Origin of the sequence: Desulfitobacterium sp. THU1 (assembly GCF_038181555.1) — a bacterium.
Classification (GTDB): domain Bacteria; phylum Bacillota; class Desulfitobacteriia; order Desulfitobacteriales; family Desulfitobacteriaceae; genus Desulfitobacterium.
Genome location: NZ_JBBWUA010000011.1, coordinates 14,241 through 40,308, shown reverse-complemented (window position 1 = coordinate 40,308; position 26,068 = coordinate 14,241). Strand labels below are relative to the sequence as shown.

General features: G+C 46.3%; 26 protein-coding genes. All 26 read right to left on the bottom strand.

What is annotated here, in order from left to right:
• Positions 1–155 precede the first annotated feature (155 nt).
• Positions 156–2,249, bottom strand: coding sequence for a putative bifunctional diguanylate cyclase/phosphodiesterase (locus AAC978_RS10430; protein WP_341547975.1), 2,094 nt, complete (start codon positions 2,247–2,249; stop codon positions 156–158).
• Between the two features lie 378 nt (positions 2,250–2,627).
• Positions 2,628–3,602 (bottom strand): 2-hydroxyacid dehydrogenase, encoded by a 975-nt coding sequence (locus tag AAC978_RS10425; protein ID WP_341547974.1) that lies wholly within the window; start codon positions 3,600–3,602, stop codon positions 2,628–2,630.
• A 34-nt stretch (positions 3,603–3,636) separates the two neighbouring features.
• A complete protein-coding gene (locus tag AAC978_RS10420) occupies positions 3,637–4,257 on the bottom strand; it encodes a fumarylacetoacetate hydrolase family protein (RefSeq protein ID WP_341547973.1) in 621 nt (206 codons plus the stop codon).
• 41 nt (positions 4,258–4,298) lie between these two features.
• Complete coding sequence (gene dapA, locus AAC978_RS10415) at positions 4,299–5,207, bottom strand: 4-hydroxy-tetrahydrodipicolinate synthase (RefSeq protein ID WP_341547972.1); 909 nt, start codon at positions 5,205–5,207, stop codon at positions 4,299–4,301.
• A gap of 34 nt (positions 5,208–5,241) precedes the next feature.
• Entirely contained in the window at positions 5,242–5,862 is a 621-nt protein-coding gene (locus AAC978_RS10410; RefSeq protein WP_341547971.1) for a hypothetical protein, read from the bottom strand.
• Positions 5,859–6,584 (bottom strand): DUF362 domain-containing protein, encoded by a 726-nt coding sequence (locus tag AAC978_RS10405; protein WP_341547970.1) that lies wholly within the window; start codon positions 6,582–6,584, stop codon positions 5,859–5,861. The genes AAC978_RS10410 and AAC978_RS10405 overlap by 4 nt, the downstream gene beginning before the upstream one ends.
• Positions 6,581–8,107: a tripartite tricarboxylate transporter permease gene (locus AAC978_RS10400; protein WP_341547969.1), complete on the bottom strand. Its 1,527-nt coding sequence runs from the start codon at positions 8,105–8,107 to the stop codon at positions 6,581–6,583. The genes AAC978_RS10405 and AAC978_RS10400 overlap by 4 nt, the downstream gene beginning before the upstream one ends.
• 12 nt (positions 8,108–8,119) lie before the next feature.
• Positions 8,120–8,572 carry a tripartite tricarboxylate transporter TctB family protein gene (locus AAC978_RS10395; protein ID WP_341547968.1) on the bottom strand — a complete coding sequence of 151 codons (453 nt, stop codon included), beginning with the start codon at positions 8,570–8,572 and terminating at the stop codon, positions 8,120–8,122.
• A 1-nt stretch (position 8,573) separates the two neighbouring features.
• Complete coding sequence (locus AAC978_RS10390) at positions 8,574–9,227, bottom strand: hypothetical protein (RefSeq protein WP_341547967.1); 654 nt, start codon at positions 9,225–9,227, stop codon at positions 8,574–8,576.
• 13 nt (positions 9,228–9,240) lie between these two features.
• Entirely contained in the window at positions 9,241–9,981 is a 741-nt protein-coding gene (locus AAC978_RS10385) for a DUF362 domain-containing protein (protein ID WP_341547966.1), read from the bottom strand.
• Positions 9,982–10,115: 134 nt separating this feature from the next.
• Entirely contained in the window at positions 10,116–11,138 is a 1,023-nt protein-coding gene (locus tag AAC978_RS10380; RefSeq protein WP_341547965.1) for a tripartite tricarboxylate transporter substrate binding protein, read from the bottom strand.
• 109 nt (positions 11,139–11,247) lie between these two features.
• Positions 11,248–12,915: a dihydroxy-acid dehydratase gene (ilvD, locus tag AAC978_RS10375; RefSeq protein WP_341547964.1), complete on the bottom strand. Its 1,668-nt coding sequence runs from the start codon at positions 12,913–12,915 to the stop codon at positions 11,248–11,250.
• Between the two features lie 31 nt (positions 12,916–12,946).
• Positions 12,947–13,759: a sugar phosphate isomerase/epimerase gene (locus tag AAC978_RS10370; RefSeq protein WP_341547963.1), complete on the bottom strand. Its 813-nt coding sequence runs from the start codon at positions 13,757–13,759 to the stop codon at positions 12,947–12,949.
• Positions 13,760–13,803: 44 nt separating this feature from the next.
• Positions 13,804–14,700, bottom strand: a complete 897-nt coding sequence (locus AAC978_RS10365; RefSeq protein WP_341547962.1) for an NAD(P)-dependent oxidoreductase — start codon at positions 14,698–14,700, stop codon at positions 13,804–13,806.
• A 13-nt stretch (positions 14,701–14,713) separates the two neighbouring features.
• The gene (locus AAC978_RS10360) at positions 14,714–15,733 is read right to left on the bottom strand and encodes a 4-hydroxythreonine-4-phosphate dehydrogenase PdxA (RefSeq protein ID WP_341547961.1); all 1,020 of its coding nucleotides are present in this window, start codon (positions 15,731–15,733) and stop codon (positions 14,714–14,716) included.
• A gap of 312 nt (positions 15,734–16,045) precedes the next feature.
• Positions 16,046–17,920: a sigma 54-interacting transcriptional regulator gene (locus AAC978_RS10355; RefSeq protein ID WP_341547960.1), complete on the bottom strand. Its 1,875-nt coding sequence runs from the start codon at positions 17,918–17,920 to the stop codon at positions 16,046–16,048.
• A gap of 33 nt (positions 17,921–17,953) precedes the next feature.
• Complete coding sequence (locus AAC978_RS10350; protein WP_341547959.1) at positions 17,954–19,000, bottom strand: Ldh family oxidoreductase; 1,047 nt, start codon at positions 18,998–19,000, stop codon at positions 17,954–17,956.
• Between the two features lie 15 nt (positions 19,001–19,015).
• Entirely contained in the window at positions 19,016–20,113 is a 1,098-nt protein-coding gene (locus tag AAC978_RS10345; RefSeq protein WP_341547958.1) for an AbrB family transcriptional regulator, read from the bottom strand.
• Positions 20,114–20,360: 247 nt separating this feature from the next.
• Entirely contained in the window at positions 20,361–21,137 is a 777-nt protein-coding gene (locus AAC978_RS10340; RefSeq protein WP_341547957.1) for an acyl-CoA dehydratase activase, read from the bottom strand.
• Complete coding sequence (locus AAC978_RS10335; protein ID WP_341547956.1) at positions 21,134–22,288, bottom strand: double-cubane-cluster-containing anaerobic reductase; 1,155 nt, start codon at positions 22,286–22,288, stop codon at positions 21,134–21,136. The genes AAC978_RS10340 and AAC978_RS10335 overlap by 4 nt, the downstream gene beginning before the upstream one ends.
• Before the next feature lie 162 nt (positions 22,289–22,450).
• Positions 22,451–22,657, bottom strand: coding sequence for a hypothetical protein (locus tag AAC978_RS10330; protein ID WP_341547955.1), 207 nt, complete (start codon positions 22,655–22,657; stop codon positions 22,451–22,453).
• Between the two features lie 162 nt (positions 22,658–22,819).
• Entirely contained in the window at positions 22,820–23,116 is a 297-nt protein-coding gene (hgcB, locus tag AAC978_RS10325) for a mercury methylation ferredoxin HgcB (protein WP_341547954.1), read from the bottom strand.
• A 29-nt stretch (positions 23,117–23,145) separates the two neighbouring features.
• Positions 23,146–24,150, bottom strand: a complete 1,005-nt coding sequence (gene hgcA / locus AAC978_RS10320; protein ID WP_341547953.1) for a mercury methylation corrinoid protein HgcA — start codon at positions 24,148–24,150, stop codon at positions 23,146–23,148.
• Between the two features lie 18 nt (positions 24,151–24,168).
• Complete coding sequence (locus AAC978_RS10315) at positions 24,169–24,582, bottom strand: arsenate reductase ArsC (protein WP_341547952.1); 414 nt, start codon at positions 24,580–24,582, stop codon at positions 24,169–24,171.
• Between the two features lie 49 nt (positions 24,583–24,631).
• Entirely contained in the window at positions 24,632–25,708 is a 1,077-nt protein-coding gene (gene arsB, locus AAC978_RS10310) for an ACR3 family arsenite efflux transporter (protein WP_341547951.1), read from the bottom strand.
• Positions 25,698–26,015 (bottom strand): ArsR/SmtB family transcription factor, encoded by a 318-nt coding sequence (locus AAC978_RS10305; RefSeq protein ID WP_341547950.1) that lies wholly within the window; start codon positions 26,013–26,015, stop codon positions 25,698–25,700. Before AAC978_RS10305 ends, arsB begins: the two co-directional genes overlap by 11 nt.
• Between the last annotated feature and the right edge of the window lie 53 nt (positions 26,016–26,068).

The following is a 26,068-nucleotide window of genomic DNA, read 5'->3' as shown; positions in this document are numbered from 1 at the left end:
CAAACACGCACTAATCCGGGCTTATCTCCGCCTCTATAGACGGCGGGTGGCAGCGAATAGGCCAGTCCAGTATGGTCTCGGCTAACGTTAAGAAGGGTTCAATCCACCTCTGAACGAAGCCTCGTTCAAAGGGCCCATATAAATAGGCTAAACTCTTAGGATGACGCGGCAATCTGCCGAGCAGAGGGTGGAGTTTTCTCATCTGAACTACTGGGCTGGATGGTTCCCTTTTTCATCAATTTCTCAAACTCTTCCTTGCGAACCGGGCGGCTGTAGAAATAACCCTGCCCATAATCACAGGCCATATCTTTGAGGATAACCAATTGCTCTGCTTCTTCAATCCCCTCCGCCACGACCTTCAGATTCAAGTCATGAATCAGATTAATCATATGTTTGACGATCAGGTGGTCGTACTTAGTGGTGGAAATATTTTTAATGAAGCCGATATCAAGCTTAACCACATCAATGGGCAATTTTTTCAGGTAGGTTAAGGAAGAGTAGCCGGTGCCAAAGTCATCCAAAGCAATTTCAATGCCCATGGCCTTTATCTCTTTGAGATTCCTTCTAGAGGTCTCCAGATCCTTCATCAAGGATGTCTCTGTGACCTCAAACTGAACGTTTTGAGCTTCGAGTCCTGTTTCTAGTAACAGCTCCTTGACTTCCTCGTTCATCTCGACGGAGGTAAGGCTCTTGGCCGACAGATTAATCGAGATTTTTACATCAGGATACTGAGATTCCAGCCACTGCTTTTTCTGCCTTAAAGCTGTTTTTATAACCCACTTTTCGATATTGTAGATTAGTCCTGTTTCCTCTGCTAAGGGGATAAACTGATAGGGAGGAATAAAGCCGAGCCTTGGGTGGGCCCAGCGAATCAGGGCTTCGGCACCGATTATGCTCTCATCTGCCATATTGATGATCGGCTGATACAAAAGATGAAATTCATCATATTCAATGGCATGCCTTAAGTAATTAATTAAGGCAAGCTGCTCTAACATCTTGTTTTGCGCTTCTAAGGAGTAAAAACGATAATAATCTTTTCCGTTCCTCTTCACAAGATACAAAGCAATATCGACATTCTTAAATAAGGTCGCCAGATCCTCCCCATGTTCCGGGTAAAGGGCGATCCCAATACTTGTGGATATATAGAATTCATGATTATCCACTGTCCAAGGCCTTCTTAAGGAGTTTTGCAAATCTAGGACTGTAAGGGTGATGTCTTCTTTTTCATCTATCCCCTCATAGATAATCGCAAACTCGTCTCCCCCCAATCTGGCTACAAAGTCAGCGGGGCTTGTATGCTGCTTGATTCTATCTGCAATATGCTTGACCAGTAGATCTCCAGAGGCATGGCCTACTGAATCATTAACATTTTTAAAATTATCGATATCCATGTAGAGTAAGGCGAACTTCTGCGCCCGATTCCTGCTAATAAGCTCATTTACTTTCTCTTCAAAAAAGAACCGATTAGGCAATCCGGTAAGACTGTCATAGTAGGCCGAGGCATGAAGCCTATCTTCTAAGAGCTTCTTCTTCGTTATATCTGTTTGGGTACCGGCAAGACGGATAACCTTATGCTGATCATCACGGATCGCCCTCGCCTTACAAAGGATCCAGATATACTCTCCAGTGCTTCTCTTCATTCGATAAACGATTTCCAAGAAGTCACTTTCCGATCGGAGATAGTCCTCTATCGTTTGCAGGGTCTCTTCCCGATCATCAGGATGAAGCGAGGCAAGCCAAGCATCGTAATTAAAATCAACCTCACCCTCCTTATAGCCGAGAGTGTCGGTATATTTTGCAGAAAAATAATAGACATCACTCTCTAAATCCCAGTCCCAAATACCACAGTCCGAGCCTTCAACTGCCAGTTCCAATCTTTGTTCACTTAGGGCCAAAGCATTGCGATGTTGCTGTAGTTTCTGAATACTGTCAGCTAACTCTTTGATTGCTATTTTAAAAAGGTTCAGTCTACTGGAAACCAAGAAAAACAGTAAAAGCATGGTTAAAAATACATAGACCACACCCTTATAGGTCTGCATCTGTTGATAGACTTCCATACTGCCGCCAGCAAGACTTTTGGTCAATTGATCAGAAAACAAAATCCAGAGCATACCAAAAAGCCCATAAATCAAGGTGATTTTTACAGACTCTAATAAGGGATTAATTTTGTATTCATTCTCTATGAAATAGCCGAATCCCTCGAGCTTATTTTTTCCAAAGTAGAGCTTCAGTCGGTCACGAATCCCCAATGTTTCTCAACTCCTGTTCTAAGTGAGTATGAGACCCTCCGGCGAATACTATTTTAAAAGCAATGTAAAAGCTATATAAAAGTCTGTATATGTCAGGTAAATATGTGAAAAATGGTCCATCTCAGCCAAAAATAGCCAATTCCATTGTATCGAACTCGATGCGAAAAAACAATAGATAATAGAGATTTTGTAGTATTTTGTCTATTTTGAGGATTGATTTAACATAAGAGCCTCATGACATAGTAAAAAGGACCAAGGCAAAGCCTTGATCCGCTTCAAGAGACTTAGGAAATTCAACCTTATAGGGGGGAACTAGGGAGATTCAACCTTATAGGGGTAGGCAGATTTAACCTTTAAGAGGTCTAGACAGGTTAAGCCTTATATAAGGGACTGTAGTTCAGGGACAATATGGGGAGGTCTTTCACCTTTCAAACCTTTCACCAGGTTTTCCGCTGCCAACATCGCCATCGCAAAGCGTGTACTTGCCGTGGCCGAACCGAGATGGGGTAGGGTCACCACATTCTTGAATTGGAGTAAGGGATGATTAGGGTTGACCGGCTCTTGCTTATAAACATCAAGACCTGCGCCGCGGATCCTTCCCTCACGAAGAGCTTCCGCCAGCGCCACTTCATCCACTGTTTCACCCCGTGAAGCACTGATAAAAATGGCCGATCGCTTCATGAGGCTAAACTCTCGGGAACTCATGAGATTCACTGTTTCTGGAGTTAGAGGGGTGAGAAGCACGACAAAGTCAGCTTTGTGAAGGAGGTCCTCAAGGGAGCAATATCGGGCTGCATACCGTTCCTCTGCTTCGGGTTTGCGCGAACGACTATGATAAAGAATGTTCATAGAAAAGCCCAACCTTGCTCTTTGGGCGAGAGCATTGCCGATGCGTCCCATCCCGATGATGCCTAGCGTTTGATGGTGAACATCGATACCGAAAAGCTCGGCCGTGACCTTCTTGTTCCATTGGCCGTCCTTTACATAGCGGTCTAGCTCTCCTATGCGACGGGCAGTGCCCAGCATGAGGCCAAAAATCAAATCAGCGACAGTGTCATTCAATACATCGGGGGTATGGGTTCCCAGGACCTTCTTAGCTTTCATATCCTCAATAACGAAATTATTATACCCTACGGAAATATTAGAGACTATTTTCAGCTTCGGTGCAGTAGCAAGAAGTTCCTGATCGATTCTCTCTTGATTGATCAAGAGCCCCTTGACTTCCCCTAGCTGCTGGAGAAGCTCACTTCGGGGCATTTCCCCGACACCCTCCCACTTTGTATATTCGCAGTGCTTGCCGATAAAGTCCTCAACCTCCTGGGGGACCTTTCGTGCGATAAAAACTTCAGACATCAGTACACAACCTTCCGAAACACGCGATCCTCACTTAGTCACCGATGAACAGCTCTCCCACTTTTTCTTCCTTCCATCTTAACACAAGATGATCCCCTTTAGCTGTTTTTCCCACCCCGGCCGGTGTACCCGTAAAAATGATATCGCCTTCATCTAACCCGAAGTGTTTCGCTGAAAAATCTAGGATCGTAGGAATATCAAAGATCATCTCTTTGATATTTCCTCTTTGCATCTCGACACCATTCATCTCCAGGGTAAAGTCAAAGCTAGCCGCAGCCTCAAGGCCTTCGAAGGGAAGCCATTGTGATACAACTGCAGAATTAGGGAACCCTTTGGCCAGCAACCAAGGCAGTCCTTTTTTCTTCAACTCATCTTGTACCTCTCTTAAGGTAAAATCGATTCCTATAGCGATTTTATCAATAAGTTCTTCAGCCCTCGTTCCGGGTTCATACCTTTTACCGATATGGACAACGAATTCTACTTCGTAATGCACATCTCCCTGATCCTGTGGCATTGAAATCGTCTGCCCCTGCCCTTCAACTAAGGCATGGGTGGGTTTTGCAAAAAGGAACGGAGAAGTAGGTACTGTATTCTTGAGTTCCTTTGCATGCTGCATATAATTGCGGCCGACACAATAAATGTTTTTGATAGCCATTTCCATTCCTCCATAATATAGCATTTTATTACTTTTACTGATTAGTTACACGGTACTTTTACGCGGCACTTTTCCTCGGCTCGCCTAATAATAGTCCTAAGCTGCTCTCTATCTTCGTCCCCTAAAGGCAACAAAGGCTTCCGGGGTTCTCCACCATATAAACCCATAAGCTCCAGGGCAGCCTTTAAGCCACTCACGCCCCAGCGAGCAGTTACCGAATTATTAGCCTCAATCAGATTCAGTTGTAGAGCTCTGGCCTCTGCAAATTGGCTATTCTCTACAAACTCTTGAATCCGTGCACATTCGTTGGGAAAAACATTGGCTAAGGCTAGGGTTCCTCCAACAGCACCTAGGGCTATGCTTACAAACAAGAAACTCGCAGACCCCGCAAATACAGAAAAGTCATCCGGCGTAGTGTGAATAATCTCCGCAATCTGGACAATATTGCCGCCGGAATCCTTGATGCCGATAATATTCGGATGGGTAGCCAATTCAGCGACCAGTTTAGGGGATAGATTAATGCCGGAGTTACCGGGCATATTGTAGAGAATGATAGGGATGGGGCTAGCCTCTGCCACCTCCAAGTAGAACTCCTTCAGTACACGATCGTTCATAGCCTTTTTGAAATAGTTAGGACTTAATACCAAAGCTGCGGAAGCACCTGCTTCGGCAGCCAGCTTATTTAGTTCGATGGTTCCATGGGTTGTCTCGGTACCTGTCCCCACAATAACCGGCTTCCTGCCTTTAGCTTGAGTACACACCGCGCGAATAAGCTGTTGCTTTTCCTCATCGCTTAGCATGATGAACTCACCGTTGGAACCCAATACCACTATGCCCTCGAGTTTGGAAGACAGCCAATACTCTAAATTACTTTCCAGTTCAGCAAAAGCAATCTGGCCATCTTTAAATGGAGTAGGAATCGGGGCATAGATACCACAAAGTTTGAACATACTTTTTTCCTCCTATCTATGGCGATTGCCGTGGTTACTTTTGAGCAAGTAACTTTTCGGCCCGTTTTTGATTGAAAATTCCACAATAACAGGGCCTAGCCAGAACTGTTGATGCTTCTCTAGGTGTCATTCGTCCATCGGCAACAGCCTTTTTTACCTGTCTGACAAGACCGGCTGCAATCATGCCATGACCGCACATGGTGCTAAGGCACATCACATCTTCTTCCGGTAGCAAATCCGTGGCACCATGAATGCCTAATGAAATACCCGCGGAATGAGGCTTCAAACCCACTACCTCGCAAATTTCCTGTACTTGATCGACAAGCCCCGTGACCACCACAGACAAGCCAACCTCTTCCTCCTTTAGCCGTTCAAGAACATGAATCACCTTTTCACGTTCATGGAAAACGCACATAACTGGGGAGTTATCTTCGGTCTTAGCTATCAAAGCCTGGGGATCAATGCCTAAGGTAAGGTTTTCCTGGGTAGTCAGAGAGCCTAGATTTGTTGGACCTTCCTCAAAAACAAGCTCTAATGTGCGTTGCACCTTGGGAGTACAGCCAACATGGTTAATTCCCATGGCCGGTCTGGAGATGAACACAAAATCCTCCGTAAAGCTCGCTTCTGGTCCTACCCGATGCAGTGAGTGAGTCATATTCTATCCTCTCCCTTCGGCCGCCCGAGCCCCACATTAACTTTCATATTCCGAGGCACATTGATGCCTAGTTCAGCTAAACGTTCCACTACAGGCAGGCTGCCGTCCGGTTCAAACCGTGCCACAATCCCCCAAGAAAAAATACATCGAGCCCGACTAGCAGCTTCCGTAATTTTACCCACACAATCCTCTAATTGAGATTCAGGAATAACAAACTCCACAATAGCGGATAAGACCTTTTCGTTGCGCACATCTTCCTTGATACTACCCGTATGGGCATCCTCCATGAGATGGGTTAAAGGATTATTCGGCTCGAATTCGACTCCTGCTTGAGCCAGGGTAGTGGTTATTACCTCAACATCACCTAAGCGAGTACCTACCCCAGGTCGGCCAAATTCTAAGGCCATGCCCAGGTATCCCCGCTTAAAGCGGTCGGTTACATCGTTGGTTTTGACCTCCTCCGTACCCCGTCCACGCACTCCTGTATTTTCATGTTTGGCTGTGGGATCGCTAAATACCTTACGCACAGAACGTGGCCACTTCATTGTCTCCGGCGATTCATAAAACGCTTCACCCGGGCATTCGATTTGGCGAATGCAGATACCACATTCTACACATTCATCTTGGTTAATCTGAGCCGTATCCCACATCTCTATAGCCCCCAAGGGGCAATAGGGGATACATTCACCACAGCTCATGCATAATTCACCATCGATTTTCACTTCAGTCCCTCCCCAACAGAAGGTTTACCGCTTTTTCTCATCCGATCGATAATCTTTTTAATAAATGGCCAAGACACAGCGAGGATGGCGATGGCTAAAATTGTCCCTGAAATAGGTCGGGTGAAGAATATCGCCGGGTTGCCATTGGAAATAATCAGGGATTGTCTTAAGGAGGTTTCTAGCAAGGCCCCTAATACCAGCGCCAACACCATAGGAGTCGCAGGAAACCCCAACTTCTTCATGAAAAAGCCCAGTACCCCGAACATAATGGTCAAACCCACATCAAACATGCTGTTGTTTAGGCTATAAGCTCCGATGAGGATGAACCCCATAACGACAGCATTGAGAACGGGTGAAGAAACATTCAATACCTTGACAAATAAGGGTACGGCCAGCAAGGCGAGAACCAACAGCAGGAAGTTGCCAATATACATACTACCGATCAGACCCCAGACAAAGTCTGGATTGTTCGTAAAGAGCAGGGGGCCCGGGCTTAAACCAAACATCATCAATGCCCCTAACATCACTGCTGTACTCCCCGATCCGGGAATGCCTAAAGTAAGGAGGGGAACCATAGCACCAATGGAAGCGGCGTTATTGGCTGATTCCGGTGCAGCAACTCCCTCAATGACTCCAGTCCCAAATTTATCACCACGTTTAGAAACCTTCTTGCCTACTCCATAGGAGATAAAAGAAGCGATGGTCGCACCGGCCCCCGGAAGCATGCCAATTAAGAAGCCAATTCCGGTACCTCGTGCAATATGAGGTGCTGAGTATTTCCAGTCTTCTTTAGTAGGAAGCTGTTTGCGCCAGCTCAAATCCTTTTTGCTAAACTTGATCTTTTCCCCTTCTTCGCCGATCACGAGCAGTTCCGCAATGCCAAAGAGGCCCATGGCAACCGGGATAAAATCTATACCCTCATAGAGTTCATAGGTTCCGAAGGTAAAACGGGGAATTCCTTGAACCAGATCTAAGCCGATGGTTGCTATGAAGAGGCCGATCAAGGCTGACATATAACCTTTAGCCGGAAATTTACCGGTCATCCCCCCAATGGTGGTTAAACCTAGGACCATCAAAGCAAAGTATTCCGGCGGACCAAAAGTAATGGCAAACTCAGCTAGGGCCGGAGCCAAGAACATGAACATTATGACACAGGCGGTTCCACCGATAATCGAGGCAAAAGCAGCCATACCTAAGGCCTGACCGGCCCGCCCTTGCTTAGCCAGTGGATGACCATCCAAAGTAGTCATCACCGCTGAGGCATCGCCAGGTACATTGATCAAAATAGAAGTAATAGATCCACCATACATAGCACCATAATATATCCCAGCCAGCATAATAATTCCGGCGACGGGTTCTGTCCCAAAGGTCAGCGGGAGGAGAATTGCAATCCCTGCTGATGGCCCAAGTCCCGGTAGAGCGCCAATGATGATTCCGAACACGACCCCGATAACACAATAAAGCAGGTTCATGGGATCAGTTGCTACAGATAAACCCATGGCCAGATTTTGTAGAGTTTCCATTTATTCCACCCCCTAGAATCCAAAAATACCGGTAGGCAGCGGCACCCCGAGAACTGTATCAAAAAGGATGTAAGCAGCGATGGGAGTCACCACAGTAATGGCAATCACCTTTTTCCAGCTTGTTGGTCCTGTGAACTTAGCGATGGCTCCTGCCATCAAACCAATGGCCAGACTAAGACCAAGAAGCTTCGTTAAAAGCATGACGGCAACAGCACTTCCGATAATAATTCCCGCGTTTTTAAATTCACTAGAATTAAAAGGTTGGCCCTCTTCAACTTCATATTTGGTAAAGCTTTTAAAAAAAGGCACTAAGGCAAGCACCATGATGAGTACTGCCACCCACCGCGGGAGAAAACCGGGACCGGGAATTCCTTTTAGGATATAGTCTAATTTCTGAGCTCCAATAAAGACTGCGAGCCCAAATAAAAAGATAATGATGCTAGTAATCCGATTGGCCATGCGCATATTACAAGCCCTCCCCTCCACTATCTTCATTATGAGGAGCCACTCTCGCCAAGATGGCTTGAGCACGGTCTGGGTTATAAATACCGCAGACGCAGGGATGACCGATTTTGATGGCTGCCTTCGCTGGTGACATTTTACCCTCACGCACTTTTGTGACAGTCTCCTCCACAAGGATCTTAGAAATCAAGCTATGCCCGCACATGGTGAGAAGCTCTAACGCCTCCTCGGGAGGTAATTTCTTTTTTTTTCCCCAAATATCTAAGGAGAAGTTAACGGAATGAGGCTTAATTCCATATTCCTTACACAACTCCAGAATATCCATCGTGGGGCCGGAAACTGTAACCGACATTCCCAAATCTAATTCCAGCAGGCGTTCAATAGCCTGACGTATTTTCTCCTTACTCGCAAAATTACAACGCACACGCGGAATGTCCATTAAATTCGCTCTAATCTCCTCGATGTCCACGCCGGAAAGTATAGTTCCCGTTTCATTTGAGCCAATATTGGTGGGGCCGATTTTCCAAACCTCTTCTAGGACTTGCCGCAATTTATCCTTTGAACCGACATGATTGATGCCAGAAGCTGCCGTAACCAGCAGGACATAGTCGTTTTTTAAGTCAGCTTCTCCACCTCGACGATGCAATGAATGGGTCATCCTCTATCCCTCCCTATGCCTCACGGACAATTTTGTAAGGTCTGCCCATGCCTAGATTGACTTTGGCGTTGGCTCTAGGCTTCATTCCTAAACGTTCTAGTTCCGGCAACGCTGGTACACTACCATCCTCTTCAAAGCAACAGATAAGGTCGAGGGAAAAGGCTGTATCCAATTCCTTGGCTGTGCCTTTGATGGTTTCTAAAATTTCCGCCATATGTTCGAGCTTAACCGTAAATTCCACAATGGCGGAAAGAACACTTTCACTTTTATATACTTCTTTAAAAACACCCTTAGCTCTGTCTTCTAATAGATGAGTCAATGGATTGCCTTCTTCATATTCAATACCGTAGGGAGCTAAGGCCTTAGTCAGCTTCTCCACTTCGGCAAAGGTGGTTCCGATACAGGGTCGCCCCATTTCGATAGCAATACCGACCTCACCACGGCACACACGGCCAGTGACATCGTTGGTCTTGACTTCCTCAGTTCCCCTGCCAGGTACTCCGGTCACCCCATGGACTGTGGCAGGATCACTGAAGTAGCGTCTCACTTCTCGGGGCGTTCCTTTGATTTGTTCATAGGGTTCGTAGATAGCTTGAGGCGAACATCTTACCACTCTGGGGCGAATACAATTGCCACATTCCACACAGAGCACTTGATCGATCGTAGCCTTTTTATCCGACATACTGATGGCTCCCGTCGGGCAGTAGGGTACACATATCCCGCAGCCAATGCACTTCTCTTTATCAATGAGCATCAATTTCCCTCCTTGAGTGTGTACTGTCACATTTAAGTGCATGAATTCACAAGGCCTTCTAGCTATTGATCATGGGAGGACGAGGAGGAGGCTTCAGCTTCAAAAAAGCCTCCTCCGATGGTGCTATTGAGTCATTACTTTTCTACTTTGTCTAAGTACTTGGTATACATATCATTTTGGGCTTGGCTAGCTTGCAAGAACTCATCCGGTCCCATAAGCTTTTCTTCCATGAAATTATTCTTGACAAATTCTTTCCATGCTGGAGTATCAGTAGCTTTTTTGAACATATCATGCAGATAAGTCACAGCCTCTTGAGAGATACCGGAAGGAGCTACAACACCCCGCAGCTGAGATAAGACCACATCATGACCCAGTTCTTTTAAGGTAGGAACATCCTTCAGAATCCCACCGGCACGATCTTCGGTAGTAACTGCTAAAGCTCTCATTTTACCCGCTTCAAGCTGTGAAGCTGCTTCGCTTGGCCCTAAGAAGCCGAAGGTAACATGGCCGCCAAGGACGGATGTCATGACTTCCCCACCACCGGCAAAAGGCACATACTTCATTTGCACCCCTGCACTATCACTGAGGGCATAGAATACAACAGCATCCATGGAGAGACCGCTAGAACCACCGGCACTGATGGTTTCCGGTTTGGCTTTAGCTGCTTCTAGAAGTTGTTCCATGGTTTGATAAGGAGAATTTGTCGGGACAACGAGCAAAGTCGGGTCTTCAGCTACAGCGATGATATGGGTGAAATCTTTATAGGATACGGGGGATTGGCCCGATAAAGGACCCGTATAGAAGCTAGAGCTCACTGTACTTAACTCATAAGGGTTACCTTTGTGATCATTAGCCACATAGGACCAGCCTATGGAACCAGAGCCACCAGGCTTATTAATGACGTTAATGTTGGTGGGATTCAGCTTATTATCAGCAACAGTCTTCACTAGAGTACGACAGAATACATCGCTGCCACCGCCCGCTCCCATGGGCACTATAAATTCAAAATCCTTTTCAGGAAAACTTGCAACTTTTTCCGTGCCGGAACTTGAGCCTTTTGCTTGATCACCACTACTACTGCTGCTACAACCCGCTATCGAGCCTAACAAAAGTAATAGTGCGGTTATCATCACCATTGACCGAAAATACTTTTTCATAGCTCCAACTCCTTTTAACTTTGTCGTTAATATAAGAACCTTAGCCCTTCCTCCCCGAATACCGTAGCCTACCTTTTAGACCCACCTCACCTCCCTCCAACTCGCTAATTTACTCAAGAATTGCACCTTTGTCCGCCTGACTAACGTTGCGTGCATAGACCCCTAAAAATCCCTTAACCGTTGACTTTTTTTGTGGAGGGAGGTTCGCTAGGCGCTTGCCGATCTCTTCCGGACTCACCTGCAGGTTCAGTGTCTTGTGTTCGATATCGATTTCTATGGAATCACCATCCTGGACAATAGCAATCGGTCCTCCGACGCAGGCTTCTGGGGCAACATGCCCAATGCAAAAGCCGCGGGTCGCTCCGGAAAATCGGCCGTCGGTGATCATGGCAACACTGTCGCCCAGACCCATGCCCGTGAGCAAAGCAGCGGGAATGGACATTTCTCGCATCCCCGGCCCCCCGGCGGGTCCCTCATTGCGGATGACTAATACATCCCCCGGTTTGATTTCCTTGGTCATGATGTGCACCAAGAGATCCTCTTCCGATTCGAAGGTTTTGGCGATCCCCACCTGGCGTTTTGGTGCGTCTTTTACACCGCTAACCTTGATCACAGCGCCATCCGGTGCTAGGTTACCCCTCAGGACCACGATTCCTCCCTTAGGCTGCAGGGGATTATCTAGGGGGCGAAGGGTTTGCCACTTTTTAACCTCACTAAAATGCCCTTCGATGGTCTTGCCAGTCACTGTTAGTACCTCTTTATGGAGCAAGGGGGCAATAATCTTGAGGATGGCCCCGACTCCCCCGGCCTGAAAAAAATCCCACAGGGTGTATTTACTAGAGGGCTTATACTTGGCAACACAGGGGGTGTGTTCCGAAAGTGTATCGATATCATCAAGGGTTAATTCCACACCTGCCTCCTTCGCAATGGCCGGTAAATGCAATATGGTATTGGTTGAACCACCAATGGCCATGACAAAACGCACAGCGTTAGCTATACTCTCCACATTCATAATCTGACGGGGACGCAAATCCTCCTTCACCATCTCCACGATACGCTTTCCCGTCTCCTTGGCTTGGCGTCTCTTTTCCGCATAGACCGAAGGAGTCGTCGAGGTGCCGGGGAGGGACATCCCCAACGCTTCGATTAAACACCCCATGGTGTTTCCGGTTCCCATCATTCCGCAAACGCCCACTGTGGTGCAGGTGTCTGTTTCAATGGCTTTGAAGAGCTTTTCATCAATCCGTTGCTTCTGGAAAGCCCCCATAGCTTCCTTAATATCCGACATCACCCATTGTTGACCTTGACTGTCAAAGTGGGGAAGCATAGGACCCGGGGGCAGAAAGATGGTCGGTAGATTAAGGCGGGCGGCAGCCATCAGCATGCCTCCGGGGGATTTATCACAGGAGGGAAGCAACACTAGACCATCAAATCCACCTGAGCCCACCATCAACTCAATTTCCGCAGCGACAATTTCTCGGCTGGGCAGGGAATAGTGCATGCCTACTCCTTGAGCTATGGCATCACAGATAGCTAGGGTGTGGAACTCCACTGGTGTTCCACCGGCGGCCCAAACTCCTGCCTTCACGAATTCGGCAAGCTCTTTATTGGGGTAACTGCCGGGATGGATTTCCGACCATGAGCTGACGACGCCAATGACCGGTTTCCTTAGGTCTTCCTGGGTATAACCCACTGACTTAAACATGGCTCGAGGATAAGCGCCCTTGATTCCCTTAAACAATTCTCGAGAATTGATTGTTTTATTGTCTAGTTCCATTGCCTTATCACTTCACTTTTTCTAGGATCACTCAATTATCGTCGATGAGTGTCTGAATATAGGTATAGGCTTTGGCGGCTGCTTCATAGCTGCTGGGCGTCTGCTCGATCTCCAACGAAAGATAGCGATTATACTCTAAAGCCATTAAGATTCGGATTATCTCAGGGAAATTCAGGCTTCCCGTTCCCGGAACACCCCTTTGGTTATCTGCCAGGTGGATATGGATCGTCTGCTTCTTGGCTTCGATAAAGCTGGCTGCGATGGATTTATCTTCGATATTCATGTGAAACACATCAAGCATGAGGTACAAATTAGGCAGTTGCTGCTCTTGGAGCCAAGCCAAGGCCTCCTGGGTGGAATTAAGGTTGTTGATGGCAAATCGACATTGGGGCTCTAGGGTGATCAGCACATTTTTAGCTACAGCGTAGTCACTCAGCTCCTTAAATGCACAACTCCTCAGGTGTTTTGAACGCGCCTCATCTCCTCGGACAAGATCTCCACGCAATTTACCTACATTAACTTGGGATCCAAACCGGGCGGCTAAATCAATGACTGCCTTTGTCCTCGTTATCGCCTCAATCCGAATCGTCTCATCCGGGGAGGTAAAACATAATCGATCTTCGGAAACCATAGGACCTGTACCGAGGGCAGCCAATTCCAGCTGATTAAGCTCTAAGAGCTGTTCTAATTTCCTCGGGTCGATTTCCCGCGGATCGCGAACAAATAACTCGACTCCCTGGTAACCAATCTCATGCAAGCTGGCTAATATGTCCTTCAAGGCTCCTCCATAGGCTAGATACTTCGCCTTGGTATCCGGCCCGCTTATGGTATAGGCTAATTTCATCCGAGTCCTTCCTTCCCTGTTCACCGCAATCGGTCTAACACCCATTAGTTTTCGGTTGGGGATTTACGGTATTGTACCTGAAGCAGCTCCTCAAACACTCCGATCATACCGCCTTTATCCCGATCACCCAGTCCCCTAAGCAAGGCAACCTGATAGGTCGTCGTCGCCGCGCTGAGTACAGGCATGGGGATACAGAGGTTGGCTGAGATTTCCGCTCCACTGGCCAAATCCTTATAGGCCTGTTTCATCGGATACCCTCCGGTAAAGCTACCCTTAAGAATCGCGGGGATGAAAAACTCCGAGGCATAGCTCCTACCCGTTCCACTGTTGACGACCTCCCCCACCTTCTCGGGATCAAGGCCGAGTTTAACGGACATAGGGAGAATTTCAGCCAGAGCAGCTCCATTGATATCAAATAACAATTGATTGATAAGCTTAGTCAGCTGACCACATCCGCTCTTGCCCATATAGAGGATCTTGTCGGCAATCCATCGGAGATAGGGAGTCACTTTGGTGAAAACCTCGTGCTCGCCGCCGCACATTATGGTGAGGGTTCCCTCCTTAGCGCGCGCCTCCATTCCTGAGACCGGCGCATCGAGAAATTCCACTCCCAGTGCCCCCAATTCCTTAGCAAGGTCCAGCGTGGTACTGTACTTGATAGTGCTCGTATCCACGATGATTTGCCCTGGCCGGAGGAACTGCTTGAGTCCTTTCTTCCCCAGCACTACCTCATACACAATTTCACTGTTGGGGAGAGAGCAAAAAATAATCTCCGCTTCTGCCGTATCCTGTAGTACTCTGGCTACCCGTGCCCCCTGTTGTTTAAACTCGGGGTAATTGTTCGGTGCCTGATCATAGACGATTAATTCATCCCCGCTTTCAAGTAAATTTAAGGCCATCGGTTTACCCATTTGACCCAGGCCGATAAAACCTAGCTTCACTGATTTACCCTCCCTAGCACCTATGTTGTCGATCCATCTCGGCCATTTTAACCACAAGCTCATAGGCACTCTCCCATGCCCCAGGGCTGGCAATCCCTTGACCTGCGATATCAAATGCAGAGCCATGTGAACAGGTGGTAACTGGAATGGGTAAGCCTGCCATCACTGTAACCCCCTGATCAAATCCTTTGAGCTTCATGGCAATCTGGCCCTGATCATGGAACATCGTCACTGCCGCATGATATTCCTTATTGAACAGCTTAATAAACAGGGTGTCGGCGGGAAATGGGCCTTCGGCCTTAATGCCCAAGGCTCTGGCTCCCTCAATAGCTGGGGAAATGATCTCAATCTCCTCCCTACCGCAAGTGCCATCTTCCCCCCCATGGGGATTTAGGGCTGCCACTGCGATGTGAGGGTGGGCAATACCCGCCCGCTTAAGCGTCTTATTCACTAAGTGAATGGACCTGAGTATTCTCTCCTCGCTCAATTGAGCACTAATCTCTTTCACAGGGATGTGACTGGTAACACGAGCAGTCCAGACATCGTCTAGCACGTTCAATTCGCCGCGGTTGCCTTCATACTGAAAAAAGCCTGCCAACAAATCGATCGCCCCCTGCAAGACAAAGCCCGCCTTCTTCATAGCTGCCTTGTTATTGGGAGCAAAGCAGAGTCCATCCATCAACCCTTGCCGACAATACTCCACACAGGTTTGGAGATTGGTTGCTGCATCCTTCCCGCAATCAGCGCTCAATTCACCCATGACTAAATCCGCAGGATTAAATCTCTTAGTATCTAAAACGACGATCCCCTTCATCCTTAAGGCTTCATCCAAAGTTGAGGCTACTTGAAAATCTACGTTGACCCTGGCAATCTGCATTCCATATTTAAATAAACGCTGATCCCCTACGATAATGGAACGAGCATCCCTATCCAAGATTCCCGCGGCAGCAGCTTTAGCCACAATCTCCGGCCCGATTCCTGCCGGATCACCCATGGTGATACCGATAACTGGTTTCATTTCACTGTTTATCAAAACGAGATTCCCTCCCATCCTCAGCGCTACACTATGTAAGTGCAAAATCCATGCCAACTCACTAAATATTCCGAAAACTCTCTATCTTAAACTGCACAACTTTTCTATTTGCCCATACGAAGTAACCTTGCTATATCATATTTCGAATACATTTGGTATATTCTGCCAATTCGAACTATTTACTCAAAATCTCCTTTCGCTTTTCGTGATTTTCTTAACATTTTTTTGCACTGTGCAACTGTTTATTGTTTCATAGAGTTTCATTTGTTTTTTCACCCATGCACAGACATAAAAAAAACCATACTTCCGCTGTTAACGGTCGTATGGTCTAATCTGCTCCCTTTTTCGGCGCCACAAGGTGGTGCGGCTTATTCCTAGCATCTCTGCCATCTGTTGTTGAGTTATTTTACTTGGTTTTTCTTGCTGTCGTTGATTTCGGGTATCCGATAGCGGTGTCATTAGAGTTAACCGAGGCGCCTCTTTAATCCGCAAAACATCCTTGACCTCTTGAGCCCCAATCATTTTGTTCTCAGAGAGTACGGATAAACGTTCACAAACATTGCGCAGCTCACGAATATTACCCGGCCATTCATATTGCATGAGTTCAAAGAGCCCCTCGAAGCTTAGGGAGATTGGCTTATGGCCCCGAGGAAAGTCAGCCAAAAAGGCCTTCGCAAGATCTTTAATGTCTTCCTTACGCTCGCGTAGGGGTGGAATGATTAAGCTGAGTATATCGATGCGATAGAGAAGGTCTTGACGAAACTTACCATCTTGCACTTTTAAACGTAAATCTTCATTGGTAGCCGTAATAATTCGTACGTCAACGGGAATGTTCTTGTCATCTCCAAGTTTGCGGATTTCCCTTTCCTGCAATACCCGCAAGAGTTTTGCCTGTAAACCAAGAGGCATATCGGCTATTTCATCTAAAAAGAGAGTCCCTCGATGAGCTAATTCAAAAAGTCCCACTTTTCCGCCTTTAGCCGCCCCTGTAAAAGCTCCCCCCACATAGCCGAAAAGTTCACTTTCCAGTAACTGTTCAGGAAGTGCCGCACAATTTATGGCAACAAAAGGTTGGTTGCGCCGCATACTGTTGTTATGAATACTTTGGGCAAATAGCTCCTTTCCGGTCCCTGTTTCGCCCATAATCAACACATTGGAGTTCGCAACAGCATATTTTTGGGCAATTCGAATGGTTTTCAGAATAACTTCACTGCGACCGATGATCGCGTCAAAATTGTATTTTGCTGCTAAGCCTTTCTTGTTTAATTTCTGGCGCACATCAATCTCTGCCTTTTGCAAAGTATCGACGTTTTGCAGCATCAATACCGCGCCCTGATTTTTTTGTTCAATGATAATGTTTCTTTTATTGATCACAACCACGCGGTTGTTAATGGTGATGACTTCGTTATTTGTATAGCTTTCCTTATTCAGTTGGGCTTCTTTATAGTGTGGCAAGATGATAGAGAGCTCTTGGCCCGTTAGAAGCTCGTAGGTAGGGATATCCAAAATGCCATAGACCGCCTGATTGTATGCCATGATTAATCCCTGATTATCGTAAGCGATAACCGCTTCATCAGTGCTTTCAAGAATGATCTTAAAAAGCTCGTTTTTCTTGCGTTCTTCGATGATGGCCTTGGCTACGCTGAATGCCTCATTGAAGGCTAAATGATTCGCTTCATATCCCATAGTTATGGCTACAGAATGGATGCCCTCGCTTTTGGCCATGCGAAAAACTGTAAACCCACCAAGAATAACATCGAAGCCTAGACGCTTGACGAAGCTAAAAACATCCGCCACATGACCATAATCCTTGACCGGAAAAACCGTGAGCTGAACATCCAGTGTGTCCTCAATAAAGCTTTTCTCGACCTGAATAGTTTCCGAGAGGATAATGGCAATTTTTCGGGCCTGATAAACATTTTTACACTCCACAATTCCCCTCATGATATCATAGCCGGTGACAGCTAGTTCAACGACACGTGCATGCCTAAATCTCTTACTGAGAGTTAGGAAGTAAATTCCACGGGCAATCACGATGGTATTGTCAACGTCATACTCCATTAGCTCTTGTGGACTGGCCGTTTGTAAGACCTCTATAGAGACATCCTTGGACTCCTTGGCAGATATCAGTTTATTGATAATATCCCGATTGTGGCCAAGGGTCATGGTATAGACAATTCTGATCATAAGTAATCCTCCTAAGTAAGAAGACAATATGACCTATAGCTTGATATTCAACTCTTGTGCAATCACCTGAAGCGAGGCAAGCAAGTCATCGTCCAGAGTGACCCCCTGAACTACTGAGCGCTGCTCTTGTTCCCATTCACGCTCCCCAGGTAGCTTGATTTCTTGGTACCCCGGTGCCAAAGGGATCTGTTTGATTTCTTCAACAAACTGTTCCGTGCGCTGATGATAGGCTTCCAAGGTCAAAAATGCCTCGGCCTTGACTAAAATGACGAAATGACCCACATTAGCCGGCTTATTCTCTTCACTGTATTGCCATGCCACTTCTTTGCCAAATCCTGCACCCACCATGACACCTGCTAAATGTTCCACCGCTAAGCTCAGGGCATAACCCTTGGCACCGGCCATAGGCAGCAAAACACCCGCCAAGGCGGCCTGGGCATCAGTTGTAGGAAGGCCTTCTTTATCAAGGGCCCATCCCTCAGGAATTACTTCCCCTTGGGCGGCTGCTCGGATAATCTTACCACGCGCTACAAGAGAAGTAGCTAGATCCACGATGATATGCGGTTTTTGGGCTCGCGGCAGGCCAAAGGCAATGGGATTCGTCCCAAAATAGGCCTCCTTACCTCCCCAAGGCGGCGTCGCTGGTGGTGAGTCCGTAAGGATTATAGAGACGAAGCCCTGCTCTGCAACAAGCTGACAATAGTAGCCTGAGGCCCCAAAATGGTTGCTTCCCTTCATCCCAATGACGCAGACCCCTGCCTGCCCAGCTTGTTCCATGCCTCGGTTTAGAGCGTGCAGCATTCCCACAGCGCCCAATCCGTTATCCCCATCCACCGCTAATATGCCGGGGGCCTTTTGCTCGATAGTTATCTGCGGCTGGGGATTCACCGCCCCCTTTTGAATACGGCGTAAATAGATAGGAAAGCGGCTTACACCATGGCTCTTGATCCCACGCAGTTCCGCGTAGAGCAGGTTATCACTGACAATTCTCCCATCGGCCTCAGGTACTCCACAGGCAATAAAAGCTTGTTCCATGAACCTTCTTATGACATTGACTTCATAGGTGTTATTGTCTTGCATCACTTCACTCCTTAATCAAATAAACATAGCCGCAATAATCGGGATGCAGGTAATAATGATTAAAAGACGTGCTAATTGCAGTATGCTGATGGTCAGGGTATCGGCCTTCATCTCTTCAGAAACCACGAGCATTTGATTCAGACCACCGGGAGCCGAACTCAATAGGCAGGTAATGATATCCCAATGGGTCAGATGATGTATATACCACCCCACGGCAAGATTACTAAGCACAATGAGCAGGGAAAAGCCGATGATAGGCCACAGCATATCCTGGATCGTCCGCACCACCTCCGGTGAAAACTCTAGCCCGATGCTCATGCCAATCCCTAGTAGAGCGAATTGCATAACAGAGCCAGGAAATTGATACTGCTTTTTGAGCAATACGTTAGCCAGTGCCAAAGCTGTCATTGCTCCAATCACCCCACCCCCCGGAAAGCCCAAGACCAGCAGAAGTAGACCTCCCATCAGGCCAAGACTGTACAGGGATAACTGAGTCCTTAACCCAATTTTTTCTACTGGCTCTACTGACTCTATTAACTCTATTGCCTCGATGTCCCCAGCCGTTAATTGTTGCTTTTGCCCCCCATTCATTACAACCTGTTTTTGCCCAGTTGGTGTTCTCTTCTTTAACCACCGGGCGATAATCGGCACCACACTGATAATGACCACTAAGCGTACAAATTGATAGGTGGATACAATGGGCACTTCGGTATCATAGGCTAAGGCGACAACCGTCATCTCTGAGATCCCACCGGGGGCGGCGGAAAAAAGAGCTGTAGCAATATTGGGTGTAAATTGAAGCAAAAGAAAGGTCATGCCCAAGGTTGATAGCAAAGTCCAAACCGCTATAACTAAAGAGGGGCGTAAGACCTTGCGTAAATCAGACAGCTTCTGGTGATTGATTCTTGCCCCTAAAGACAACCCTATAATGAGCTGAAATATGTTGACAATCGTCAAGGAAAGCTCGGGCAGCCCCCCTCCCAACACTTGATATATACCAATAAAGATCATCGGTCCCATAATTGAGGGTGCCGGAAAGTTGATCTTTTTAAATAACCAATAGCCTGCTAAAGCAAGACCAATCGTTATACTTGCGTTTAGTAATGAAAACATTACTGTAAATTCCTTTTCTTCAATTTTGCTTTTCCTTATTCGTATTCAGCATTTACAAATTTAGCAGTCGATGTAATAACCATTATTTCCCATATTCTGCTTCATTCTACTTCGCTTATAACCGTACAAATTCCTTCTTTATAATTTATGAACTCCTTGATCAACAATACAAAGACCATTAAAAAAAGCTTCAAGCGCCAGTTTGGCAGCTTGAAGCTTTTTTAATCTCGTTAAATACGCTCGGCACTCAGTTCTCTTTATTAGCCGCACAAATACAGGCCCCAATAGCTCCGGCATAGACGGCTTCAGCACAGGATTTAACCTCATAGCCGATCGCTTGGGCTATAGTGTCGATCAGCAACGCGGATTTGGATAATCCGCCAGTCATCAGAAGGGGCTGATCGGTGGTAAAGTCGATTTTACCGGCCTGCTGCTGTATCTTCCGGGCAATGGATTGCAGAACCCCGGCCATGATTTGGGCCCGGTCCTTCTGCATGGCCAAGAGCCCGATGATCTCCGATTCCGCAAAAACGGTGCACATGCTGTTGATGGACACAGCCTCCTGGGAATCGGTAAATTCATCGATATTCGCCAAAGGAATCTCCAGATTATCGCAGGCCATTTTCAAAAAGCGACCCGTTCCGGCAGCGCATTTATCATTCATCAGGAAGTTGATTGGCTTCCCGTTTTGAATCTGGATGACCTTGCTATCCTGCCCGCCAATGTCGATGATACCCTGAATCCCGGGCATCAGATACATTCCTCCATAGGCGTGGCAGGTAATCTCCGTAAACGTATAGTCCGCAAACTCGATGGCCTCCCGGCCGTACCCTGTGGCCGCGATGACAAGCTCTTGACCGTCCAGACCATTTCTTTCCCGCAAGATCCCTAGACTTTCCTCGGCGGAAGCACGGGGATTCCACCCCGTCTTCACGGCCAAGGTATCGATGATTCTCTCCTCCTCCATGACCACGGATTTACACATGGTGGAGCCTGAATCAATACCTACAAAGATCTTTCTCACGAGAGCATTTCGATAAACGCTGCCAGTCTGGTTTTGAGCTGGGCAGCGTCTGAAGTGGAATAGTCGGTCTCGACGCTGATAAAGGGCACCTCTTCTTTTTGCATAAGGTTTCTGATCTGAGCCGTCTCCAGATTGTAGGTATGGCAAGCCTGGAGGGTCATTTCCACCACGCCGTCGACCTTGAATTCATCAACCAGACGAGTCAGTAGCTCCATCCGGTTGGTGTTGGGAGTCATCACCGAGCAGCCGATTTTCAGATAACGGTCGGCAATGGCTTGGTAGGGATCGATGGTTTCATCCACCAGATTTTCAATGGGCTTGATCCCGATACAGTTTTCATAGGCGACCACTACCCCGCCGGATTCCTCGATGGCTTTCACAACCTTCTCAGTGACTCCTGCTAAAGGACAGCCGGTGATCAAAATTCTTTTCGCCGACTTAGCAACATTTTCGACGCCATTAGCCTGATCTGCCTTGACCTTATCGATGGCTTCCCTGATATCCCGCAGCTTGGTCCCCGGGTCAAACTTAAACTGGGAGCCGTAAAGTACCTTCAACTGCTCAGCACCCGTGATCGGCGGAGGGCAAGCTTTGCTGAGCTCATAAAATTCTTTTAAGAGTTTGCGTTCTTCATTTTTAATCTTGATGGCCTTTTTAATATTCTCATCGGTGATGGTCACTCCAAAATCCTGCTCGATTCTTTCCTTCAGGCGCAAGACTTCCTTGTACCAAAGTTCCTTTGATGCTTCATCATTTTGAGATTGGGGAAGCTGCATCACATGGAGGTTTTTGATTTCCCCTAAAAGCTCATACATTTTTTTCTTGCCGTCGCAAGTGGTTTCTCCGATCATCAGATCAGAGAAATACATATATGGACATTTATCGGTGATGGCAAAACCATAGCTGGACTTGATCAGAGGACAAAGATTCCTCGGCAGTACTTTTTCCGCTTCAGGGATGGTTTCATCGCTAAAGGCGCAAAGTCCGACAGGCACGGCCCCTGCAGCAAGCACAAGCTCTAGGGGGGCATAGGTACAGAACACCCCGGCCACTTTCTTACCCTGGTCTTTTAAGTTTTTTACAGCGAGAAACCCTTGCTGTCGCGCCTCACCAAAACTTTCAAATTGACTGGGTAGCTGATTTTCACTCATGTAAGGACCGCCTTTCTTATTATTTGATTTGAGGCATTATCTAATAGCCTCATCGTTTAATAATAAGATGGAAGGATTTAACTTGCAATACTTTATTGTACATTCGTGGCCGGTTAATTGTGTCCTACACAAAATTATGCAAAAATAATGATGGGTATCATTCTATATCGCCCCATTCGATACACAATGATACCCATCATAAACGTTTTCTTGCTTCATTTTTTTCCTGTTGTACTTCGTCTTGTCGCGATGAACTCCTACACCCTGCCTGACGATTTCCATCGAGGAATTCATTTTGCTTGGAGACTGTTTAATCAGATCTAACTGATTAATAACACCGATGACTTGTTTTTTCTTTTTTGCTCCCATATCCACGCTCCTAAAAAGTTCTACTTCAACTTAAAACTATCTACTTATTATAGTATAGCATTTTTCACAGCATTTTTACACCGGCCAAAAAGAAGCAATGACCTCATCATTGCTTCACCAACCATTTTTCAACAGGCATCGTAACAGAATGCACTTGCCGGCTCAGCAACAGCCTCCACTATCAGAGGAACAGTCGCAGCTAGGTTCTGTGCCGGTTAACCAGCCCTTGATAATAGCAGAAGCACAACCCACACCTGGTTTGACCTCTAAGGCATGAAACGAGCAGTTTTTTACGCATGCGCCACATTCGATGCAACGGTCTTTATCGACGATATTTGCTTTACGGTTCATCATCGCAAAAACCTGATGGGGGCATACTTCGAAACATTTTCCGCAGCCTGTGCATCGGCTCTGTTCCAACTTTAAGGTGGAAACGTTTTTTAAATATTGGTGCTTCATACTTACCTCCCTTTCTCCCCTTAATATTTTTAGATAATGCTACCGATCATTATCAATAAGCAACCTATTACAATTGAAATAATAATAGCCGGAATGGCGATCCTCATCTCTTTCAAAACACCGGAAAAGGAAGTGTAAGTTGAAGAACCGGTGAAATTCATGGCTAAATACGCCGATATGGCAGGAAAAACAAGTATATACCCAAGCGCCTGAAGTAAGCTATACCCTGGTTCATAAGGCCATCCATTTAGCCCATTCACCAGAATAGCCCAGACAAATCCTAATAGCCAACCTTTCCAAGCAAAGGCACGCCCGGGGATCCAAGGTAACAACACCGGCGTTAAGACGCTTCCGACAATTACGGCGCCCATATAGCCATAAAAATCAACCCAACCAAAAGGTCCCAGACCCATAAGGTTCAACAAAAAGAGTACGCCAAAAATCATCAAGGATATCTTCATGGTGCCCACAAATTCAATCGGAGTCAAAACCAGCCGATCATAAGTATTGAATTGAACTGTTCTCATTTCAGCGGTAGCCTTCATCCCCGCTTGAATAAACTCCTTTATATCCTTTGCTCTCACCGGTCCATAGGTAACCTTAAATCCCGTATGCTTGGTGATCTCATGGGCACTTACACCCGGAGCGCCTAACTGAGGTAAGATCAGCGTTCGATGTGATACAACTTTATCGAGTTGGGTGATAGCCAAGCGATTGATAAGTTCTGTTGTTCCAAAGGTCCCCTTGCCTGCAGCACACCAAACATTGACCCCTTTGGTGTCAAGAACTAGAATCCATGTGTCTAATCCTGATAATTCTTTGCGCATGCTATCAAACGTCAGTTTATAATTCGCAGTAACGAGCACGGGAGAACTCCCATCGGGGTTCCCCACCCGATAAAGTCCCGGCTCGACTTTATAATTCATTCTGTCAATACCCCAACGAACCTTCCACGCACCCAACTTATCATGGAAGTCCAAATGAGTAGATGTTTGTATGATCTTAATCTCTCTTTTCGTGTCGATGGATAACATATTCCACCTCATCCTCACTCAAACTTTAATTTGACCTCTTACTATCCGCTCTTTAAGCTCTAAAAGCTTATTTTCTATCGTTTTTGCTGTTTGAATAAACTCTACATCGTTTTTCCCCGTTGGATCTTCTAGTCCCCAGTCTTCTCTGTATTTGCATGGTACATTGGGGCAATTAACATTACACCCCATCGTAATCACTATATCCGGTTGGGGGATATCTTGAAGAAGCTTGGAAAACTGCGTTTTTTCCATATCAATAGCATAGAGCTGCTTTATAATCCGCACTGCGTCTTCGTTGATCGAAGGCCTAGTTTCAGTACCCGCTGAATAGGACTTAAATACATCAGCAGCTAGCTTTTTACCAAGGGCTTCAGCCATCTGTGAACGGCAAGAATTGTGAACACAGACGAAGGCAACATTTACTTTGTTCATGTCTTTTTACCTCACGGAAAATCTATTTTGTTAGGACTCACTTTTGTTGTTACATAGTCGGGTTTGCAGCCCCTCTTTTATCGAAATACTTTCTCTTAAAGTAAAAAGCAAGATTAACCAAGGCGATCATCACTGGCACTTCAACCAGTGGACCTATAACGGCTGCGAAGGCTTGATCCGAAGCGATGCCAAAAACGGCAACTGCTACAGCAATAGCGAGTTCAAAGTTATTGCTGGCTGCGGTAAAGGCAAGAGTTACTGTCTGCTCATAATTGACCCCTTGCTTATGGGACATATAAAAACTAATCAAGAACATAATGGCAAAATAGATTAGCAGCGGAATAGCAATGCGGACCACATGAAAGGGCAGAGCCACGATAAATTGTCCTTTTAAGACAAACATCACAATGATGGTATATAACAAGGCGATTAAAGCGAGAGGCGATATTTTAGGTAGAAAGACCTTTTCATACCACTCTTTGTTCTTAACTCTTAAGAAAATAAATCGGGTTAAAAAACCGGCTGCAAAAGGAATTCCTAAATAGATTAAAACGCTCTTAGCTACATCCCCCATGGCAACATGGACCACTTGCCCACCCCAGGAAAGTCCTAACCATTGAGGCAAGACGGTGACAAAGAAATATATATATACCGAATAAAAAAGAATCTGGAAGATAGAATTCAAGGCGACTAGGGCAGCGCAATATTCGTTATCCCCTTTAGCTAAAGTATTCCAAACAATAACCATGGCAATGCAGCGAGCAAGTCCAATGATAATCAGGCCAATAGCATAGTTTGGCATATCAGGTAGTAACAAGACGGCCAAGATGAACATCAACACAGGGCCGATGACCCAGTTTTGAACCAAGGACAGGAGAAGTACCTTTTTATTTTGGGCTACTTTGCCTATTTCCTCATATTTAATCTTTGCCAAGGGTGGATACATCATAATTATCAGACCGATGGCTATAGGCCATGAAATCGTACCAGTACTCATGCTCTCTAAAGTCTTAGCGAGACTTGGAAAGAGGTATCCCCCTAACACTCCTATCCCCATGGCTAGGAAAATCCACAGCGTTAGAAAGCGATCAAGAGTAGATAACTTCGTTGGAGCTTTAACACTCACATTTAAGACCTCCCACATTATTATTTTCCTTCTGGCTTGTTATTTCATCTAGCAGCTTCTTAGCAGCTTCACACCCTTCTTTATTAATTGAATAGTGCATCCACTTCCCTTCCCTCCGACTATCCACAAGTCCGGAATCACAAAGAATCTTCATGTGGTGTGATAAGGTTGATTGTCCGATATGCAAATCCTCAAGAATCTCACAGGCACATCTCTCAGTACTTTGCAACATTTCCATAATCATCAGCCGATTCGGGTCGCCGAGTGCCTTAAAGACCTTTGCATTTTTCTGATATATATTTTCCATAATTATTAAGACCTCACATCTATTTTTATCGATACGTCTATTGTATGACTCAC

Excerpts from the sequence above, each read along its gene's own strand:
- AAC978_RS10345 (WP_341547958.1), bottom strand. The coding sequence starts at position 20,113 with ATGTTTTCATTACTAAACGCAAGTATAACGATTGGTCTTGCTTTAGCA.
- AAC978_RS10305 (WP_341547950.1), bottom strand. The coding sequence starts at position 26,015 with ATGGAAAATATATATCAGAAAAATGCAAAGGTCTTTAAGGCACTCGGC.
- AAC978_RS10400 (WP_341547969.1), bottom strand. The coding sequence starts at position 8,107 with ATGGAAACTCTACAAAATCTGGCCATGGGTTTATCTGTAGCAACTGAT.
- ilvD (WP_341547964.1), bottom strand. The coding sequence starts at position 12,915 with ATGGAACTAGACAATAAAACAATCAATTCTCGAGAATTGTTTAAGGGA.
- hgcA (WP_341547953.1), bottom strand. The coding sequence starts at position 24,150 with ATGTTATCCATCGACACGAAAAGAGAGATTAAGATCATACAAACATCT.
- AAC978_RS10380 (WP_341547965.1), bottom strand. The coding sequence starts at position 11,138 with ATGAAAAAGTATTTTCGGTCAATGGTGATGATAACCGCACTATTACTT.
- AAC978_RS10410 (WP_341547971.1), bottom strand. The coding sequence starts at position 5,862 with ATGACTCACTCACTGCATCGGGTAGGACCAGAAGCGAGCTTTACGGAG.
- AAC978_RS10425 (WP_341547974.1), bottom strand. The coding sequence starts at position 3,602 with ATGTCTGAAGTTTTTATCGCACGAAAGGTCCCCCAGGAGGTTGAGGAC.
- AAC978_RS10390 (WP_341547967.1), bottom strand. The coding sequence starts at position 9,227 with ATGACCCATTCATTGCATCGTCGAGGTGGAGAAGCTGACTTAAAAAAC.
- AAC978_RS10395 (WP_341547968.1), bottom strand. The coding sequence starts at position 8,572 with ATGCGCATGGCCAATCGGATTACTAGCATCATTATCTTTTTATTTGGG.
- AAC978_RS10355 (WP_341547960.1), bottom strand. The coding sequence starts at position 17,920 with ATGATCAGAATTGTCTATACCATGACCCTTGGCCACAATCGGGATATT.
- dapA (WP_341547972.1), bottom strand. The coding sequence starts at position 5,207 with ATGTTCAAACTTTGTGGTATCTATGCCCCGATTCCTACTCCATTTAAA.
- AAC978_RS10335 (WP_341547956.1), bottom strand. The coding sequence starts at position 22,288 with ATGAGTGAAAATCAGCTACCCAGTCAATTTGAAAGTTTTGGTGAGGCG.
- AAC978_RS10350 (WP_341547959.1), bottom strand. The coding sequence starts at position 19,000 with ATGCAAGACAATAACACCTATGAAGTCAATGTCATAAGAAGGTTCATG.
- AAC978_RS10385 (WP_341547966.1), bottom strand. The coding sequence starts at position 9,981 with ATGCTCATTGATAAAGAGAAGTGCATTGGCTGCGGGATATGTGTACCC.
- AAC978_RS10420 (WP_341547973.1), bottom strand. The coding sequence starts at position 4,257 with ATGGCTATCAAAAACATTTATTGTGTCGGCCGCAATTATATGCAGCAT.
- hgcB (WP_341547954.1), bottom strand. The coding sequence starts at position 23,116 with ATGAAGCACCAATATTTAAAAAACGTTTCCACCTTAAAGTTGGAACAG.
- AAC978_RS10315 (WP_341547952.1), bottom strand. The coding sequence starts at position 24,582 with ATGAACAAAGTAAATGTTGCCTTCGTCTGTGTTCACAATTCTTGCCGT.
- AAC978_RS10370 (WP_341547963.1), bottom strand. The coding sequence starts at position 13,759 with ATGAAATTAGCCTATACCATAAGCGGGCCGGATACCAAGGCGAAGTAT.
- AAC978_RS10330 (WP_341547955.1), bottom strand. The coding sequence starts at position 22,657 with ATGGGAGCAAAAAAGAAAAAACAAGTCATCGGTGTTATTAATCAGTTA.